This window comes from Streptomyces sp. NPDC053474 (genome assembly GCF_044544845.1).
Classification (GTDB): domain Bacteria; phylum Actinomycetota; class Actinomycetes; order Streptomycetales; family Streptomycetaceae; genus Streptomyces.
In genome coordinates, this window is record NZ_JBITXV010000001.1 from 782,513 (window position 1) to 800,206 (window position 17,694).

The following is a 17,694-nucleotide window of genomic DNA, read 5'->3' on the forward strand; positions in this document are numbered from 1 at the left end:
CCCGGGGCACGCCCCGCGAGGGCACCTTACGGCGCCGCGGCCCGCCGCCTCCGCGCTCCTGGCCGACGCTCGCTGGGCCTGGTCACCGGGTCCCCCGCCGCAAGGGCGGCCGTGCGGCGGCGCGCGCCGAACTCCGCGAGCGCGGCGGCCAGCTGGTGCACCGACGGCTCGGGAGCCATCACGTCCACGCGCAGGCCGTGCTCCTCCGCGGTCTTCGCCGTGGCGGGCCCGATGCAGGCGATGACGGTCACGTTGTGCGGCTTGCCGGCGATGCCGACCAGGTTGCGCACCGTGCTGCTCGACGTGAAGAGCACGGCGTCGAAGCCGCCGCCCTTGATGGCCTCACGGGTCTCCGCGGGCGGCGGCGAGGCCCGCACGGTCCGGTAGGCGGTGACGTCGTCGACCTCCCACCCGAGGTCGATGAGCCCGGCGACCAGCGTCTCCGTGGCGATGTCGGCCCGGGGCAGGAACACCCGGTCGATCGGGTCGAAGACGGGGTCGTAGGGCGGCCAGTCCTCCAGGAGGCCCGCGGCGGACTGCTCGCCGCTGGGCACCAGGTCCGGCTTCACGCCGAAGGCGATCAGCGCGGCCGCCGTCTGCTCGCCCACGGCAGCGACCTTGATGCCCGCGAAGGCGCGGGCGTCGAGCCCGTACTCCTCGAACTTCTCGCGCACCGCCTTGACGGCGTTCACCGAGGTGAAGGCGATCCACTCGTAGCGCCCGGTCACGAGCCCCTTGACGGCCCGCTCCATCTGCTGGGGCGTGCGCGGCGGCTCCACGGCGATCGTCGGCACCTCGTGCGGCACCGCGCCGTACGAACGCAGCTGGTCGGAGAGCGACGCCGCCTGCTCCTTCGTGCGCGGCACGAGCACTCGCCACCCGAAGAGCGGCTTCGACTCGAACCACGACAGCTGGTCGCGCTGGGCGGCGGCGGAACGCTCACCGACCACGGCTATGACGGGCCGACCGCCGTCGGGCGACGGGAGGACCTTCGCCTGCTTGAAGACCTGCGCGATGGTGCCGAGCGTCGCGGTCCAGGTGCGCTGGCGCGTCGTCGTACCGGCGACGGTCACCGTGATCGGCGTGTCGGGCTTGCGCCCGGCGGCCACCAGCTCACCGGCGGCCGCGGCCACCGAGTCCAGGGCCGTCGAGACCACCACGGTCCCGTCCGAGGCGCCGACCTCGCTCCAGCAGCGGTCGGACGCGGTGCGCGCGTCGACGAAGCGCACGTCGGTGCCCTGCGCGTCCCGCAGCGGCACCCCCGCGTAGGCGGGCACGCCCACCGCGGCCGCGATGCCCGGCACCACCTCGAAGGGGATGCCCTCGGCGGCGCAGGCGAGCATCTCGTCCGCGGCGTCCGTGTCCAGGCCGGGATCGCCGGTCACCGCACGCACGACCCGCCTGCCGCTCCGCGCCGCCTCCATGACAAGATTGGCCGCAGCCCGATCCGGTGCGGCCGTCGGCGCCTGAGCGCCCTCTGACGTGCCGTCGGCGTCCTGCTGCAGGGGTGTGTCCACACCCCCTCGGGCATGCACACGTACGACATCGAGAACGTCCGGCTCGGCGATCAGCACATCCGCTCGGGCCAGCGCCTCGACGGCGCGCAGAGTCAGCAGTCCCGGATCTCCGGGTCCGGCACCGAGAAAGGTGACGTGCCCGTGTGCGGGAAGGCCGGGAAGGTTCGAGGTGGGGCTCAAAGTGCTCGCTCCCCCATCAGACCGGCCGCGCCCTTGGCGAGCATCTCGGCGGCGAGTTCCCGCCCAAACGCCGTCGCCTGGTCTTCCGTCTCGGGCACGGGACCGGTGGTGGTCAGCTGCACCAGCGACGAGCCGTCGGTGGCACCGACGACGCCGCGCAGGCGCATTTCCTTGACAACCTGTCCGTCGGCCAGCAGGTCGGCCAGCGCCCCCACGGGTGCGCTGCAGCCGGCCTCCAGGGCGGCGAGCAGGGATCGCTCGGCGGTCACGGCGGCCCGTGTGTACGGGTCGTCGAGCTCGGCGAGCGTGGCGACGAGGGCCGCGTTGGACGCGGCACACTCGATCGCCAGTGCCCCCTGGCCGGGGGCGGGCAGAACCATGTCGACCGACAGGAAGTCGGTCACCTCGTCGAGCCTGCCGACGCGGCTGAGTCCGGCGGCGGCGAGCACGACGGCGTCGAGCCGCCCGTCGTGCACGTATCCGATCCGGGAGTCGACGTTGCCGCGGATCGGCACGGTCTCGATGGTCAGACCGTGCGCGCGGGCGTACGCGTTGAGCTGCGCCATGCGGCGCGGCGAGCCGGTGCCCACCCGGGCCCCGTCGGGCAGCTGCGCGAAGGTCAGGCCGTCGCGCGCGATCAGCACGTCCCGCGGGTCCTCGCGCACCGGAAGCGCGGCGAGCGTGAACTCCTCGGGCTGCGCGGTCGGCAGGTCCTTCAGGGAGTGCACGGCGAAGTCGACCTCGCCCTCGCGCAGCGCGTCGCGCAGCGCGGTCGCGAACACACCGGTGCCGCCGATCTGCGCGAGGTGCTCGCGCGAGGTGTCGCCGTACGTGGTGATCTCGACCAGCTCGACGGGACGCCCCGTCAGCTGCCTGACTTCCTCGGCGACCTGGCCGGACTGGGCCATCGCCAGCTTGCTGCGCCTGGTCCCGAGCCTGAGGGCCCTCTCGGTCATGCCCGGCCTCGCTTCGGGTCGTCGTTCTGGTGGTGCTGGTCCTGCTGGCCCGCCTGTGCGCCGGGGGCGTCCCGCAGGTGGTCGGCCCGGGAGACGGCCGCGACCGTCTCCGGGTCCAGGTCGAAGAGGGTGCGGAGCGCGTCCGCGTACCCGGCGCCGCCGGGCTCGCTGGCCAGCTGCTTCACCCGCACCGTCGGCGCGTGCAGCAGCTTGTCCACGACGCGGCGCACGGTCTGCGTGATCTCGGCCCGCTCCTTGTCGCCGAGCCCCGGAAGCCGTCCGTCGAGCCGGGCGATCTCGCCGCTGACGACGTCGGCGGCCATGGTGCGCAGCGCGACCACGGTGGGCGTGATGTGCGCGGCCCGCTGGGCGGCGCCGAACGCGGCCACCTCGTCGGACACGATCGTGCGCACGGCGTCCACGTCGGCGGCCATCGGCGCGTCGGCGGAGGCCTCCGCGAGCGACTCGATGTCGACGAGCCGGACGCCCTCGACGCGGTGCGCGGCCGCGTCGACGTCCCGCGGCATGGCCAGGTCGAGCAGCGCGAGCGCGACGGTGCGGGCGGGGGCGGCGACCTGCGCGCGGGCCACGGCCGTGGCGGTCCGCGCCGCGCCGCCGCCGACGGAGGGGCTGTTGTCGACGAGCGCGCCGTGCTGCTCGTACGCGTGGGCGTCGCCGATGTGCGGTCCGGCGTCCGGGCCCTCGGGGCCGTCGGTGCCTTCCGCGCCTTCGGTGCCGTCGCCGGGCGTGCCGAGGCGGGTGTCGTCCGCGCGGGCCCGGTCCGCGTCACCGGCGGCGGGGGCGCCCGCCTGACCGGGAAGCGTCACCGCGGGCGTGCCCGTCCGGCCGGAGACCGCCGCCGCGACATCGTCGCCCGTGAGCACAAGGCCCGTCGCGCCGGTGCAGGAAACGGCCACGTCGGCACGTGTCAGCTCGGCCGCCACCGCGTCCATCCGGACCGCCCGGGCGCGCACGCCGGTGCCGCCCTCGGCCAGGATCTGGGCGAGCCGCTCGGCCCGCTCCAGGGTGCGGTTGGCGATCACGACCTCGTCGACGCCGGAGCGCGCGAGGGTCGCCGCCGCGAGGGACGACATGGAGCCCGCGCCGATCACCAGGGCGCGCTTGCCCTTGGCCCACGCCTCCACCGGCTCGCGCCCGGCGAGCTGCTCCAGGCCGAAGGTCACCAGGGACTGCCCGGCCCGGTCGATGCCGGTCTCGGAGTGCGCCCGCTTGCCGACGCGCAGCGCCTGCTGGAACAGGTCGTTGAGCAGCCGCCCGGCGGTGTGCAGGTCCTGCGCCCGCGCCAGGGCGTCCTTGATCTGGCCGAGGATCTGCCCCTCGCCCACGACCATCGAGTCGAGGCCGCACGCCACCGAGAACAGGTGGTGCACCGCCCGGTCCTCGTAGTGCACGTACAGATAAGGGGTGAGCTCTTCGAGGCTCACGCCGCTGTGCCGGGCGAGCAGCGTCGACAGCTCGGCCACGCCCGCGTGGAACTTGTCCACGTCCGCGTACAGCTCGATGCGGTTGCAGGTGGCGAGCACGGCGGCCTCGGCCGCGGGCTCGGCGGCCACCGTGTCGTGCAGCAGCTTGGACTGCGCGTCGACGGTGAGCGCGGCCCGCTCCAGGACGCTCACCGGGGCGCTCCGGTGGCTGAGGCCAACGACGAGGAGACTCATGCCGGCATCACCGCGGGGACGTCCCCGTCGGGTCCCTTCCGGTGCTCCTGGGCGGCGGCGGGCGCGGCGGCGCCGTCGCCCGCCCCTTCCTCGCCGGCCTTGCGCTGCTCGTGGAAGGCGAGGATCTGCAGCTCGATGGAGAGGTCGACCTTGCGCACGTCGACGCCGTCCGGGACGGTCAGGACGGTCGGCGCGAAGTTCAGGATGGAGGTGACACCGGCGGCGACGAGACGGTCGCAGACCTGCTGGGCGGCGCCCGCGGGGGTCGCGATCACGCCGATCGAGACACCGTTGTCCGTGATGATCTTCTCGAGGTCGTCGGTGTGCTGCACCGGCATGCCCGCGACGGGCTTGCCCGCCATCGCCGGGTCGGCGTCGATGAGGGCGGCCACGCGGAACCCGCGCGAGGCGAACCCGCCGTAATTGGCCAGGGCGGCGCCGAGGTTACCGATGCCGACGATGACAACCGGCCAGTCCTGGGTCAGGCCGAGCTCGCGCGAGATCTGGTAGACGAGGTACTCGACGTCGTAGCCGACGCCCCGCGTTCCGTACGAGCCGAGGTACGAGAAATCCTTGCGCAGCTTCGCGGAGTTGACCCCCGCGGCGGCCGCGAGCTCCTCGGAGGAGACCGTGGGCACGGAGCGCTCCGACAGTGCGGTCAGCGCCCTCAGGTACAGCGGAAGCCTGGCGACGGTGGCCTCGGGGATCCCTCGGCTACGGGTCGCCGGTCGGTGAGTTCGGCCAGTTGCCACGGTGCTCCTGCGGGTAGAGCGGGGCTGCGGGCGGCCCCACGTCCCCAGACCGCCCCGTCGACAGCAGGCTATGTCTTTGTGAACGCGTGCACAAAGATGGTGTCCGATTTGCCCGGCCAACGTGACCGGGGTCACGCGCCCCTGGCGCACTTTCGTGGAACCGGCGCACGGCCAGGAACGACACTCACCTGACGGGGGCAAAGCCGCACACACTCCTCATGATCATCGCCCCCGAGACCTCACAACCGCACCCGATGCTAAACGACTTTCCGGACAGCTCCGGACGTCATAACCAGCCATCGGCGCAGCCGGGGCCCTCACGGCCGTGCTATGCGATCACCCGCGGCGACGCACCCCGTCCGACGACGCACCCCGTACGGCGACGCACCCCGTACGGCGACGCACGCCCGGGCGACGCGCCCCGTCCGGCGACGAGCCCCGTACGGCCATGCACGTCCGGCGACGCGCCCCGTCCGCCGTCGCCTCCGTCCGCCACCGCACCCCCGCTACTCCGTCAGCGCCCGCCGCAGCCGCCCCGCGTCGACCTTCCAGAAGGTGTGCTGCTCCCCGTCCACGAGCACCACCGGGATCTGCTCCCAGTACTCCCGGTGCAGCGCCTCGTCCTCGGTGATGTCCTTCTTCTCCCAGGCGACGCCGAGCTCGCCGCACACCTGCGCGACGACAGCCTCGGCGTCCTCGCACAGATGGCACCCGGGCTTGCCGACCAGCGTCACCAGCCGGTCCCCGGGCGCCTTCGCGGCGCTCTCGACCGTTCGCTTCGCCGTCCTACGAAAAATCGGGCTCATGCCTCCAGCTTCCTACGCGCTCCCGCACACCGTGCGAACCTCGCGCTGTGACCAGTACGACACAGCGAGTTGACGGGTTCGCATCCTCGCATTCACGGGACAACCGAACAGAGTGGCTATGCTCGACGGCATGGCCGCTCTCGGTTGGCTCCATCCCCGTAGGCGCTCCGCCACCGCGCGCAGCGTCCTGGCAGGCGAGGCCTCGGCGGAGGCCGCCCGCAAGTCCTCGCAGGAGCTGGAGGACCTCGCGCGGACCCCGGCGCCCGACGAGGCCGAGGGCCCCGAGTTCCCGGTGGTCGGCGACGACAAGGCCGCCGCCTTCTTCGACCTCGACAACACCGTGCTGCAGGGCGCCGCGCTCTTCTACTTCGGCCGCGGCCTGTACCAGCGCAAATTCTTCCAACGCCGCGAGCTCACCCGGTTCGTCTGGCAGCAGGCCTGGTTCCGGCTCGCGGGCGAGGATCCCGAGCACCTCCAGGACGCCCGCGAGAGCGCCCTGTCCATCGTCAAGGGCCACCGCGTCGCCGAGCTGATCTCCATCGGCGAGGCCGTGTACGACGACTATCTGGCCGACCGCATCTGGGCCGGTACCCGCGCCCTCGCCCAGGCCCACCTCGACGCGGGCCAGAAGGTCTGGCTGGTCACCGCGGCACCGGTGGAGATGGCCACGATCATCGCCCGCCGCCTCGGCCTGACCGGCGCGCTCGGCACGGTCGCCGAGTCCGTGAACGGCGTCTATACGGGCAAGCTCGTCGGCGAGCCCCTGCACGGCCCCGCCAAGGCCGAGGCGGTGCGCGCCCTGGCCGCCGCCGAGGGCCTCGACCTGGCCCGCTGCGCCGCCTACAGCGACTCCCACAACGACATCCCGATGCTGTCCCTCGTCGGCCACCCCTACGCGATCAACCCCGACGCCAAGCTGCGCAAGCACGCCCGCGCCCGCGACTGGCGGCTGCGGGACTACCGCACGGGGCGGAAGGCCGCGAAGGTCGGCATTCCGGCCGCCGCGGGGGTCGGGGCGCTGGCCGGGGCTACTGCGGCTGCGGTGGCCCTGCACCGTCGCCGCCGCTGAGCCCTCGGGGCACGTGAGCCGCCCCTCGGCGCTGCGCACCTCGTCCTCCAGCGCCGGACGGGCCCCTCCTATCGCGCTACGCGCTCGTCCTCAAACGCCGGACGGGCTTCTCTGTGGCACTGACCGCCTCGTCCTCGGACACCGGACCGGCCTCTCTATCGCGCTGCGCGCTCGTCCTCAAACGCCGGACGGGCTTGATTGCCGTCGCCCCCCCTCGCCTCGTCCGCAGACACCGAACGGGCTCCCCCGACGCCCTGCGCGCTCGTCCTCAAACGCCGGACGGGCTTGATTACTGTCGCGCCGCTCACCTCGTCCGCAGGCACCGGACCGGCTCGATGGCTGTCGCCTCGCTCGTTCATGCGTGCGGGGCGGTGGTGGACACGTACCGTCACCTGTGCGAAAACGGCGGTAATCGTTCTCTCTTACCCTTCGGGCCTCCCGCCAGTCCCGTTCGTTCAACTCGGCCACAACACGCCCCCCGCTCAGCCGGAATGCGCGCCGTTTCGATCAACAAGCGTTCAATAACCGGTACTTGTCCGACCGCTGATCGGTAAGAGAAGCGACGTAATCGATGATTTGAGCAACTGGGTGTAGCGCTGCCTGTACGAAGCGTTATTCTCCTCAGACGCATGACAGGACCTTGCACGTCGCTACGACGGGTGAATGGTCCCGCACTGCACGTGATGGAAGCTCTGCCTCTGGGAGTCCCGTGTACCCACACGTCGGGGTTGACGCCTCGGGCCTGGCTACGCTGCGCGCAACGGTCCTCGACCGCCTGCGCGGCTTCGTCCCCACCGCGTACGCCGTCCCCGCCTTCGCCGTCCCGGCACCCGCCGGGCCGTGCTACGCCTTGGCGGACGGCGGTGCCGCGGTCAGCAGACGGTCGCGCTCCGGCGCCGCCACCACCACCCGCCGCCCCGCCGCGGACAGTGACAGCGCCCGCATGATGGACCTCGTCGAACGCGCCCAGGCGGGCGAGGCCGACGCGTTCGGCCGCCTCTACGACCAGTACAGCGACACGGTCTACCGCTACATCTACTACCGCGTCGGCGGCAAGGCGACCGCGGAGGACCTCACCAGTGAGACCTTTCTGCGCGCCCTGCGCCGCATCGGCACCTTCACCTGGCAGGGCCGCGACTTCGGCGCCTGGCTGGTCACGATCGCCCGCAACCTCGTCGCGGACCACTTCAAGTCGAGCCGGTTCCGCCTCGAAGTGACCACCGGCGAAATGCTCGACGCCAACGAGGTCGAGCGCAGCCCCGAGGACTCCGTCCTCGAATCCCTGTCGAACGCCGCGCTCCTGGACGCGGTCCGCCGCCTCAACCCGCAGCAGCAGGAGTGCGTGACCCTGCGCTTCCTCCAGGGCCTCTCCGTCGCCGAGACCGCGCGCGTGATGGGCAAGAACGAAGGCGCGATCAAGACCCTCCAGTACCGAGCCGTCCGTACGCTCGCCCGGCTCCTCCCGGACGACGCCCGCTGACCGTCCCCACCCCGGCCGCGACGCGGCCACCCAGCGGCCACCGACCCGGCCGGGCCCTCGCCCCGACACCCTCGGCGACGGCCAACTCACCGTCCGTGGCGGCCAGATGGCCGTCGCGGCGCCTCCCCATTCTCTGGCGGTCCGATCATCCTCCGTCCGTAACCCAAGTGCCGCGACGCTCGTTGTGCGGGATGCAGGCTCCCTGTGGTCGCATCCTGACCTCCCCCGAGCTCCGAAAGAGCAGGGGGACGCTCCATTCGCTCACCCGATCGTGTGGAAGCGCTCAGGACCTGCAACCCTCAGGACCCCTGGGGAGTCGACGTCATGACGAGAGGAGGTGCCGCCAGTGATCGCGAACGTATCGGCCCACCGGCGGGCGAACGCCTTCGCCCAGGCCCTGGAGGAGCACTCCGGCCAGGACCCGGCGGCCGAGCAGCCCGAAGAACCCGCCGACCCCACGGTCGCCCGCACCGACACCGCGGCCCCAGGACCGGCCGAGCACGACCGCCTATTGGCGCTCGCCGACGGCCTGGCCCAGCTCCCGAGGCCGGAGCTTGACCCCGAGGTCAAGGTGGTGCAGCGGGCCCAGCTCGTGGCGGCCATGGAGGCCATGCTCGCGGAAGGCACCACGGGCGATACGGCCTCCGTGCCGCGCCAGCGCTCCCGCAAGGGCGCCCACCGCGCGCTGCGGAAGCTCAAGCCGCGCTCCCGCCTGTCCAAAGGCATCGCCGCCGGCGGACTCACCGTGGGCGTGGCCGCCGGAGCCTTCGGCGGCATCGCCGCCGCGAGCAACGACGCGCTGCCGGGCGACTCGCTCTACGGCCTCAAGCGCGGCATGGAAGACCTCAAGCTCGGCATGGCCGACAGCGACACCGACCGCGGCCGGATCTACCTCGACCAGGCCTCCACCAGGCTCAGCGAGGCCCGCCGCCTGATGGAGCGCGCCCGCGCGGGCGAACTCGACCACGAGTCCCTCGGCGAGGTCCGCCGCGCCCTCTCCGGCATGCGCCACGACGCCTCCGAGGGCCACCGCCTGCTCCGCCAGGCCTACGAGCGCGACGGCTCCCTCGGCCCCATCCAGGCGCTCTCCTCCTTCGCCAAGGCCCACAGCGCCAGCTGGCGCGACCTGCGTGCCAAGCTCCCCGTCCAGCTCGGTGACGTGGGCGAAGAGGTCACCTCGGTCTTCGACGCCATAGAGCAGCAAGTCGACCCGCTGCGCTCCCTGCTCCCCAGCCCTCCCGGAAAGCACCGCGCACCGGACGACCGCCCCCGCCAGGACGCCCCCGAGGCGCCCCGCGGGGACCGCCCCTCCCCGCACACCCCGGACGGCTCCCAGCCGCCCCGCGCCCCGGGCAGGCCCAAGGCCCCCGCGCCTTCCCACAAGGAGAGCGACGGCCTCCTCCCCGGAGTCACGGACGGGCTGATCGAGCCCCCCAAGCCGCACACCCCGCCGCCCTCGCACAACACCTCGGAAAAGCCCCACAGCAGCCTCACGCCCGCGAAGCCGGAAGTGACGCTCCCGCCCCTCATCCCCGGCCTCCTCCCGGAACTGGGCATCGAGGACGAGGAACAGAAGTAGCGCTCAACGCCTCCGCCCACTCGCTTCCGAACTCCCGAAGAAACAGGGGCGAGTGGGCGGAGGCGTCTGCGTCGAAGTCCGGGGGCCGCGGCCCCCGCTCAGAAGAACACCGACCTCCGCTGCACCAGCAACTTGTACAGCGTGTGCTGAATCTGCTCCCGCACCTGGTCCGTGAGGTTGAACATCAGCATCGGATCCTCGGCGGCCTCCGGCGGATACCCGTCCGTGGGAATCGGCTCCCCGAACTGAATGGTCCACTTCGTGGGCAACGGCACCATTCCCAGCGGCCCCAGCCAAGGAAACGTAGGAGTCAGCGGAAAGTAGGGAAAGCCAAGGACCCGGGCCACCGTCTTCGCGTTGCCCACCATCGGGTAGATCTCCTCCGCCCCCACGATGGAGCACGGAACGATCGGCGACCCGGTCCGCAGCGCCGTGGACACGAAGCCGCCCCGCCCGAACCGCTGCAACTTGTACCGCTCCCCGAAGGGCTTCCCGATGCCCTTGAAGCCCTCGGGCATCACCCCGACGAGCTCGCCCCGCTCCAGGAGCGCCCCCGCGTCCTCCGCACAGGCCAGCGTGTGCCCGGCCTTGCGCGCCAGCTCGTTCACCACCGGCAGCATGAACACCAAGTCGGCCGCGAGCAGCCGCAGATGCCGCTGCTGCGGATGGTGGTCGTGCACGGCGACCTGCATCATCAGGCCGTCCCACGGCAGCGTCCCCGAGTGGTTGGCGACGATCAGCGCCCCGCCGTCAGCGGGCACGTTCTCGATGCCCTTGACCTCGACCCGGAAGTATTTGTCGTAGACCGGCCGGAGCAGCGACATCAGCACCTGGTCGGTGAGCTCCGCGTCGTACCCGAACTCGTCGACCTCGTAGTCCCCTGTGAGCCGCCGCCGCAGGAAGGCCAGGCCGCCGGCGATCCGCCGGTCCCAGCCGCCCCCGCCGCCACCGCGCGGCTCGGGCACCCGGGGCGCCACCGCCTCCTGCTCCTCGGCGGAGGCGGTCCCGGCGCGGGAGACCCCGGCGCGGGCCCGGCCGTCCCGCCGCGGCCGCCGCCCCGACGGCTCGGGAGAAGCCCCGCCCGCGGTCCCCGGCCGCGCCTCCTCCACCGCCGGAACGTCACCGTCCCCTCCGGTCGGCACCGCCTTGACCTCGCGCACCTTCGCCGCGTCGCCCTTGCGGCGCGACACGGTGGTCCGGCGGCGCGGCGGCCGCTGGCCTGCCCCACGCGACCGGTCGTCGTCGAACGGAATGACCTTGGCGTCCGCCATCGTTGACGATCTCCTCAGTTGGCGCTGTGGTGGGCACTGTCGTCGGCTCCGCGTCCGGCGCCCGCGGGGGCGCCGCGCTCCGTACCGCCGCCCGCGAACGGCAGTGCCGCGACCCGGTCGACGGCCGCCGCGAGCGCGTCCGGAGGCAGCAGCCCGGGGCCCCGGCCGCGTACGAAGTCCGCGAAGGTCTCCGCGGTCGTGTACTTCGGCTTGAACCCCAGTGTCTCGCGCATCTGCCGGGTCGCCACGACCCGGCCGTGGGTGAGCAGCCGGATCTGCTCGCGCGAGAAGTCCGTGACGCCGAGCGTGCGCAGCGCGGTGCCCACCCAGGTGACGGCGGGCAGCAGCACCGGCAGCGTCGGGCGGCCGAGACGGCGCGCGCACTGCGAGAGCAGCAGCAGACCGTCCCCCGCGATGTTGAAGGTGCCGCTGTTGAGCGTGGACCGCGCCGGTTCGTGCGAGGCGAGCCGCAGCACCTCGATCACGTCGTCCTCGTGGACGAACTGCAGGCGCGGGTCGTAGCCGAAGACCGTCGGCAGGACCGGCAGCGAGAAGTACTCGGCGAGCGGCGAGTCCGCGGCCGGGCCGAGGATGTTCGCGAACCGCAGGACGCACACCGCGACGTCCGGGCGGCGCCGCGCGAAGCCCCGCACATAGCCCTCGACCTCGACGGTGTCCTTGGCGAAGCCGCCGCTCGGCAGCGACTTGGGCGGCGTGGTCTCGGTGAAGACCGCCGGGTCGCGCGGCGCCGAGCCGTAGACGTTCGTACTCGACTTCACCACCAGGCGCTTGACCGTCGGCGACTTCTGGCAGGCGCCGAGCAGCTGCATGGTGCCGATGACGTTGGTCTCCTTGACCGAGCCGCGGCTGCCGCCGGCGAGCGCGGTGCCCGTGACGTCCATGTGCACGACCGTGTCCACGGCGTGCTCGGCGAGCACCCGGGTGATCGTCGGCTGCCGGATGTCGGCCTGCACGAAGTCGGCGCCGCCCAGATGGTGCTCGGGCGGGAAAGCGTCCACGGCGACCACCCGCTCGACCTCGGGGTCGCGCTGAACGCGCCGGACGAACCTGCCGCCTAGCTGCCGGGCCACCCCGGTCACGAGCACGACCTTGCCCAAGATCAGCGCCGCCTTTCCCCAGCCCCGCGTTGCCTCGGTTGTTGCGGGCCGCGTACCGCGCTTCGGCCTCTTCAGACCTCGCGGCGCGTCCGGCCTCGCGTTACGTGCGTGGCCAACGCTAGCGGGTCGATGTTGCGCTGTGATGACTGCGAGCTGCGTGAAGTGACGACGGCCACACGACTTCGTAGAGATCAAGCCGTTCGCCCGCCTTTGAACAGTTGAACCCCATATGAGAGAGCCCTCACCGATGACGAGGGTTCCAGAACGCACTGAAGCCCTCCCGTCGGACGACGGGAGGGCTTCAGTACGTGCGCTGGCTCGCTCGCTCAGCTGCCGCTTACTTCTTGTTGCGGCGCTGAACGCGCGTGCGCTTCAGCAGCTTGCGGTGCTTCTTCTTCGCCATCCGCTTACGCCGCTTCTTGATAACAGAGCCCACGACTACCCTCGCTCACTTCTCGGATCACCCCCGCGTCAGCGGGGATATCGGTGCGGGGCGTCTGGGCCCACACGACCTACGTCGGCCTAGCCTACCCGCCCGTTCGCCGAGCCTGTAATCGAGAGAGGTCGCTCAGGCTGTCTCCACCCCCACGTATGAGTCGCGAAGGTACTCGTGAACCGCGTTCTCGGGGACTCGGAAGGACCTTCCGACCCGGATTGCGGGCAGATGACCGCTGTGCACCAGCCGGTACACGGTCATCTTCGAGACTCGCATCACCGCGGCGACCTCCGCCACGGTCAGGAACGCAACCTCGCTGAGAGGCCTCTGGTCAGCAGCCATGACACACCTGAACCTTCCGCACATGACGCGCACCGGCTTCCCCTTCCGGTGACTCCTCGTCGCTGTGCGCTCACTCCCCAGAGTAGGGGCGGGTGATGCGAGTGGGGAAGAGGAGCTGCCATCGGCCGTTTACTGTGACAGACACGCTCGATTGAGTACATAGCGAGTAAGCGGTCGGTAGTAATCAGACCGCACAGCGTCATCAAGCGGAACGACGACGGACACTCGCCCCTCCGCCTCTCCGACGAACAGGGCCGGATCGTCCGTATCCGCCAGACCGATCGCCTCAAACCCCAGCTGACCTGCTCCGCAGACCCATCCGTGGTCCCCGATGACCAGCTCGGGCAGGGGGCCCCCGGACTCCGCCTGGACCCCGAGAGCCCGTCGAACCGGCAAGGGCGAATGGCTGTGTGCGCCGGTCTCACTCCCGGTGGGACGCACGCCGGGTTCGCGCACCAGCGCGACACCTTGTACGTAGTCAAGGTTGTACGTGCGTAGGCCGAACCGGGTCGTTATGTCGACACGGCAACCCTGCGCGGGAGTGAGGACCTGGCAGCCCGCCGCCGACAGGGCATCGGCCAACGCGGCGTAGAAGCCCAGGAGTCGGTGCGGGTGCCCCGTCCCGAGCAGCACGGGAACCCGCTGCCGGGCCGCCTCCCGGAGCCGCTCGGCGAACGCGTCGAGCGCCGCCAACGTCCGCTCCGGGTCGATGACATCCGCTCCCGTAGTGTGCCTCGGATCGCCGGACACCCCGCACTTGTCGGCCATGAGCCGCAGCAAGTCGCCGGTGCCCCAGGTCCATTCGGGATCGAGCCCGAGCAGTATCCGCGGGTCCCGGGCGGCGAAGAGCCGGTAGCTGCGCAGGCTCTCCTCCCGCGACGTGGCCACGGGCCCGGCGAGCCGGGCCGCCAGCAGATGCGCGCGCAACGCTCCGGTGCTCAACACGCCCCGATGCTGCCGCAGCCACCCCACCCCCACCCCGAAAACCCCGAAAACACCGCACAGTTGGGCTAACACGGTGGTAACAGGCCGTCCGGTGTCCGAGGACGAGGCGCGCAGCGCCGACAAGGGCAGGGGCGGCGGCCCCGGGGCCTGGGCTCCGCGCGAGCCTCAGGCGAGCAGCCCCCGCAGCGGAAACACCGCCCGCCGGGCCGCCAATACGGCCTGATCCACGCGGTCGGCGGGGTCGTACCCCTCGTCCCAGCCCCGCCACCGCACCGGCCACCGCCCGTCCGTCATCCGCCCGGGCGCGGGAACACGCGCCCGCGCGAACACCTCCCGCCCCCACTCCTCCGGCACTCCCGCCGAGGGGTCGACCTCCTGCCCCGCCACCACGCCCACCAGGTGCGTCCAGGACCGCGGCACCACGTCCACCACCGCGTATCCGCCCCCGCCGAGGGCCACCCAGCGCCCTTCCGCGTACTCATGGGCCAGCTCGTGACAACCGATCTGCACCGCCCGCTGCGCGTCCAGCGACACCGCCAGGTGCGCCAACGGGTCCTCGAAGTGCGTGTCGGCGCCGTGCTGCGTCACCAGGACCTGCGGCCGGAACTCCACGAGCAGCTCCGGCACCACGGCGTGGAACGCCCGCACCCAGCCCTCGTCCCCGGTGCCCGCGGGCAGCGCCACGTTCACCGCGCTGCCCGGCGCCGCCTCGCCTCCCGTCTCCTCCGGCCATCCGGTCTGCGGGAACAACGTCCGGGGATGCTCGTGCAGGGAGATCGTCAGGACCCGCGGATCGTCCCAGAACGCGGCCTGCACCCCGTCCCCGTGGTGCACGTCCACGTCCACATAGGCGACGCGCTCGGCCCCCAGCTCCAGGAGGCGCGCGATGGCCAGCGCGGCGTCGTTGTACACACAGAAGCCCGAGGCCGCGCCCGGCATGGCGTGGTGAAGGCCGCCCGCGAAGTTCACCGCGTGCAGGGCCTCGCCGTGCCACACCGCCTCCGCGGCGCCGACCGACTGCCCGGCGATCAGCGCGGACACCTCATGCATCCCGGCGAACGCGGGCACGTCCATCGTGCCAAGCCCGTACTCCTCCCGCGCCGAAGCCGGGTCGGCGGAGGCGGCCTTCACCGCCGCCACATAGTCCTCGCGGTGGACCAGGCCCAGCGTCGACTCACCGGCACGCTTCGCCGCGACGACGTCCAGCTCCCGGTCGAGCCCGAAGGCACCGATCAGGCTCCTGGTCAGCGCGAGCCGGACCGGGTCCATGGGGTGCTCTGGACCGAAGTCATAGCCCGTTACCGCCTCGTCCCACATCAGCTGTGCGCGCCCGCTCATGTCCGTCACCGTATCGGTCCGGTCCGGGGGCGAACGACCGGGCGTACCGCAGGATCACGAGCACCAACACCAGGGGAACGACCATCGCGCCGCGATAGTTCCACCCGTCCCCCAGCGCCCCCACCAGCGGCGAACCGACCAGGAAGCCCACGTAGTTGAAGATGTTGAGCCGTGCGACCGCCGCGTCCGAGGCCCCGGGGAACAGCCGCCCCGCCGCCGCGAAGGTCTGCGGCACGATCACGCACAACCCGAGCCCCAGCAGCGTGAACCCACCGATCCCCACCCACGCCCCAGGAGCCACAGCCACCACACCGAACCCGACAGCCCCAAGCACCGCTCCGGCCCGCACCACGGCCACCGCCCCGAAGCGCCGCACCCCCAGGTCCCCAACTCCCCGCCCCACCAGGGCCGTCACCATGTACACGTTGTACGGGACCGTCGACAGCTGCTCCGAGCTGCCCAGCACGTCCTGGAGGTACTTGGCACCCCAGTTGGAGACCGTCGAGTCGCCGATGTACACAAACGCCATCACCAGGCACAGCGGCAACAGCGTCCGAAAAACGACCACGCCGCCCTCGGCGTTCCGGCCACCGTCCGCGCCTTCCGGCCCCTCCGGAGCGCCTTCCGCCCCGTCGTCGACGTACCACCGGCTCGCCAGGAGCGCGGCGGGCAGCAGCACCACGACCACCGGCAGGTACAGCACGAACAGCGACAGGTCCCAGTGCGCGCCGGCCCACGCCAGCGAGGCCCCCACGATGCCGCCCAGGCTGTACGCGGCGTGGAAGCCGAGCATGATGCTGCGCCCGTAGGCCCGCTGGAGGCTCACCCCGAGCATGTTCATCGAGGCGTCGAGCGCCCCCACCGCGACCCCGAACGCCGCGAGTGCCACCGCGATCTCCCACATCGCGTCGCCCGCCCCCGCGCCGAGCAGCGCGAGCAGCACGGCGGGCTGCGACCACCGCATCACCCGGCTGGGCCGCACGCGCCTCACGAGCCGCTCGGCCCCCATGCTTCCCGCACCGGCCAGCACGGGCACGGCCGCCAGGAAGACCGGAAGGAGGCCGTCGGATATCCCGTACTGGTCCTGCAGCGCCGGTATCCGCGTCACCAGGAGCGCGAACGCGACGCCCTGCGCCAGGAAGCCGAACGCGAGCGAGGTCCTGCCCCGCCGTAGCGTCTCCGTCATGACGGCGAAGCGTAGGGCCGGGCGCTACCGCTGGGTAGATAGATCACCCATCAACTTCGGTGAGAAGGGTGGTCAGCGAGAAGGGTGGTCAGCTCCCTCAGGTCCCCGAAGAGCCGGGTGGCCCCGCTCAGTCGCTCGGCCGGGGTCATGCCCGTGAAGCCGTAGACGTCCATCCCCGCCGCCTTCGCGGCCTGCACCCCTAGCGGGCTGTCCTCCACTACGACGCACCGCTCGGGCGCGACTCCCATCCGCTCGGCGGCGTACAGGAAGAGATCCGGTGCGGGCTTGCCCCGCCCCACGTCCTGCGAGCTGAAGACGCGTTCTTTCCCGAACCATTTGTCGAGCCCGGTCTTCCGGTGCCCGACCCGAATGCGTTCGTGGCTCCCCGAGGAGGCGAGACAGTAGGCGACTCCGTCGGCGGTCAGCTTTTCCAGCACTTCGAAAGCCCCGGCCATGGGTTCCAGTTCCCGCTCGAAGGCTGCGAAGACCTTGCCGTGGAAGACGTCGTCGAAGTCTTCGGGCAGCCGCTGTCCCGACCGTTCGAGAATGGTGTCGTGTACGCGGTGGAGCGCGGCGCCCATGTAGTCGCGCAGGGAGTCCTCGTACGTGGTGGGGTGCCCGAGCTCGGTCAGGTATCCGGCGAGGATCGTATTGGAGAGCGGTTCACTGTCCACCAGGACACCGTCGTTGTCGAAGATGACAAGGTCGTATCGCATGCTTCGACCCTAAACGCAGAAAACCCCCGTGCCATCCGGCACGGGGGTCCTCTTCAAAGTTTGTTCGGCGGCGTCCTACTCTCCCACAGGGTCCCCCCTGCAGTACCATCGGCGCTGTAAGGCTTAGCTTCCGGGTTCGGAATGTAACCGGGCGTTTCCCTCACGCTATGACCACCGAAACACTATGAAACTGTAAACAACCGCACCACACCCGCCCAGGGCATGGGGTTGTTCGTGGTTTCAGAACCAACACAGTGAACGCGAGCAACTGAGGACAAGCCCTCGGCCTATTAGTACCAGTCAACTCCACCCGTTACCAGGCTT

General features: G+C 71.6%; 16 protein-coding genes and 1 rRNA gene. 3 read left to right on the forward strand and 14 right to left on the reverse strand.

Annotation, left to right across the window (positions count from 1 at the left end):
• Positions 1–26 precede the first annotated feature (26 nt).
• The 5 genes from ACIG3E_RS03530 to ACIG3E_RS03550 all read right to left on the reverse strand — a co-directional run bounded on the left by ACIG3E_RS03530 (position 27) and on the right by ACIG3E_RS03550 (position 5,890).
• On the reverse strand, positions 27–1,697 hold the full coding sequence (locus ACIG3E_RS03530) for a uroporphyrinogen-III synthase (RefSeq protein WP_399610679.1): 1,671 nt from the start codon (positions 1,695–1,697) through the stop codon (positions 27–29).
• Positions 1,694–2,653 carry a hydroxymethylbilane synthase gene (hemC, locus tag ACIG3E_RS03535; protein ID WP_399610682.1) on the reverse strand — a complete coding sequence of 320 codons (960 nt, stop codon included), beginning with the start codon at positions 2,651–2,653 and terminating at the stop codon, positions 1,694–1,696. Before hemC ends, ACIG3E_RS03530 begins: the two co-directional genes overlap by 4 nt.
• On the reverse strand, positions 2,650–4,332 hold the full coding sequence (locus ACIG3E_RS03540; protein ID WP_399610684.1) for a glutamyl-tRNA reductase: 1,683 nt from the start codon (positions 4,330–4,332) through the stop codon (positions 2,650–2,652). Before ACIG3E_RS03540 ends, hemC begins: the two co-directional genes overlap by 4 nt.
• Positions 4,329–5,084 carry a redox-sensing transcriptional repressor Rex gene (locus ACIG3E_RS03545; RefSeq protein ID WP_399610687.1) on the reverse strand — a complete coding sequence of 252 codons (756 nt, stop codon included), beginning with the start codon at positions 5,082–5,084 and terminating at the stop codon, positions 4,329–4,331. Before ACIG3E_RS03545 ends, ACIG3E_RS03540 begins: the two co-directional genes overlap by 4 nt.
• A gap of 506 nt (positions 5,085–5,590) precedes the next feature.
• Complete coding sequence (locus ACIG3E_RS03550) at positions 5,591–5,890, reverse strand: glutaredoxin family protein (RefSeq protein ID WP_399610690.1); 300 nt, start codon at positions 5,888–5,890, stop codon at positions 5,591–5,593.
• 130 nt (positions 5,891–6,020) lie between these two features.
• Between ACIG3E_RS03550 and ACIG3E_RS03555 the strand changes: the two genes are divergently transcribed.
• The 3 genes from ACIG3E_RS03555 (at position 6,021) to ACIG3E_RS03565 (ending at position 10,018) form a co-directional block, all read left to right on the forward strand.
• Positions 6,021–6,959: an HAD family hydrolase gene (locus ACIG3E_RS03555; protein WP_399610693.1), complete on the forward strand. Its 939-nt coding sequence runs from the start codon at positions 6,021–6,023 to the stop codon at positions 6,957–6,959.
• A 709-nt stretch (positions 6,960–7,668) separates the two neighbouring features.
• Positions 7,669–8,439: an ECF subfamily RNA polymerase sigma factor, BldN family gene (locus ACIG3E_RS03560; RefSeq protein WP_138961157.1), complete on the forward strand. Its 771-nt coding sequence runs from the start codon at positions 7,669–7,671 to the stop codon at positions 8,437–8,439.
• Between the two features lie 346 nt (positions 8,440–8,785).
• The gene (locus tag ACIG3E_RS03565) at positions 8,786–10,018 is read left to right on the forward strand and encodes a DUF5667 domain-containing protein (RefSeq protein ID WP_399610697.1); all 1,233 of its coding nucleotides are present in this window, start codon (positions 8,786–8,788) and stop codon (positions 10,016–10,018) included.
• Positions 10,019–10,116: 98 nt separating this feature from the next.
• Here ACIG3E_RS03565 and ACIG3E_RS03570 read toward each other — a convergent pair whose 3' ends face one another.
• The 9 genes from ACIG3E_RS03570 to rrf form a co-directional block, all read right to left on the reverse strand.
• Positions 10,117–11,289 (reverse strand): lysophospholipid acyltransferase family protein, encoded by a 1,173-nt coding sequence (locus ACIG3E_RS03570; RefSeq protein WP_399610699.1) that lies wholly within the window; start codon positions 11,287–11,289, stop codon positions 10,117–10,119.
• Between the two features lie 14 nt (positions 11,290–11,303).
• The gene (locus ACIG3E_RS03575) at positions 11,304–12,407 is read right to left on the reverse strand and encodes an NAD-dependent epimerase/dehydratase family protein (protein WP_399610701.1); all 1,104 of its coding nucleotides are present in this window, start codon (positions 12,405–12,407) and stop codon (positions 11,304–11,306) included.
• Between the two features lie 337 nt (positions 12,408–12,744).
• The gene (locus ACIG3E_RS03580; RefSeq protein ID WP_003948845.1) at positions 12,745–12,843 is read right to left on the reverse strand and encodes a 30S ribosomal protein bS22; all 99 of its coding nucleotides are present in this window, start codon (positions 12,841–12,843) and stop codon (positions 12,745–12,747) included.
• Between the two features lie 132 nt (positions 12,844–12,975).
• Positions 12,976–13,185 carry a helix-turn-helix domain-containing protein gene (locus ACIG3E_RS03585; protein ID WP_157164103.1) on the reverse strand — a complete coding sequence of 70 codons (210 nt, stop codon included), beginning with the start codon at positions 13,183–13,185 and terminating at the stop codon, positions 12,976–12,978.
• 129 nt (positions 13,186–13,314) lie between these two features.
• A complete protein-coding gene (locus ACIG3E_RS03590; protein ID WP_399610704.1) occupies positions 13,315–14,130 on the reverse strand; it encodes a phosphatase in 816 nt (271 codons plus the stop codon).
• A 165-nt stretch (positions 14,131–14,295) separates the two neighbouring features.
• Positions 14,296–15,468: an acetoin utilization protein AcuC gene (locus ACIG3E_RS03595; protein ID WP_399610706.1), complete on the reverse strand. Its 1,173-nt coding sequence runs from the start codon at positions 15,466–15,468 to the stop codon at positions 14,296–14,298.
• Positions 15,419–16,654 (reverse strand): MFS transporter, encoded by a 1,236-nt coding sequence (locus tag ACIG3E_RS03600; RefSeq protein WP_399610708.1) that lies wholly within the window; start codon positions 16,652–16,654, stop codon positions 15,419–15,421. The genes ACIG3E_RS03595 and ACIG3E_RS03600 overlap by 50 nt, the downstream gene beginning before the upstream one ends.
• Positions 16,655–16,704: 50 nt before the next feature.
• Positions 16,705–17,370 (reverse strand): HAD family hydrolase, encoded by a 666-nt coding sequence (locus tag ACIG3E_RS03605; RefSeq protein WP_399610711.1) that lies wholly within the window; start codon positions 17,368–17,370, stop codon positions 16,705–16,707.
• Between the two features lie 62 nt (positions 17,371–17,432).
• Positions 17,433–17,549: ribosomal RNA gene (rrf, locus tag ACIG3E_RS03610) — 5S ribosomal RNA — on the reverse strand.
• Between the last annotated feature and the right edge of the window lie 145 nt (positions 17,550–17,694).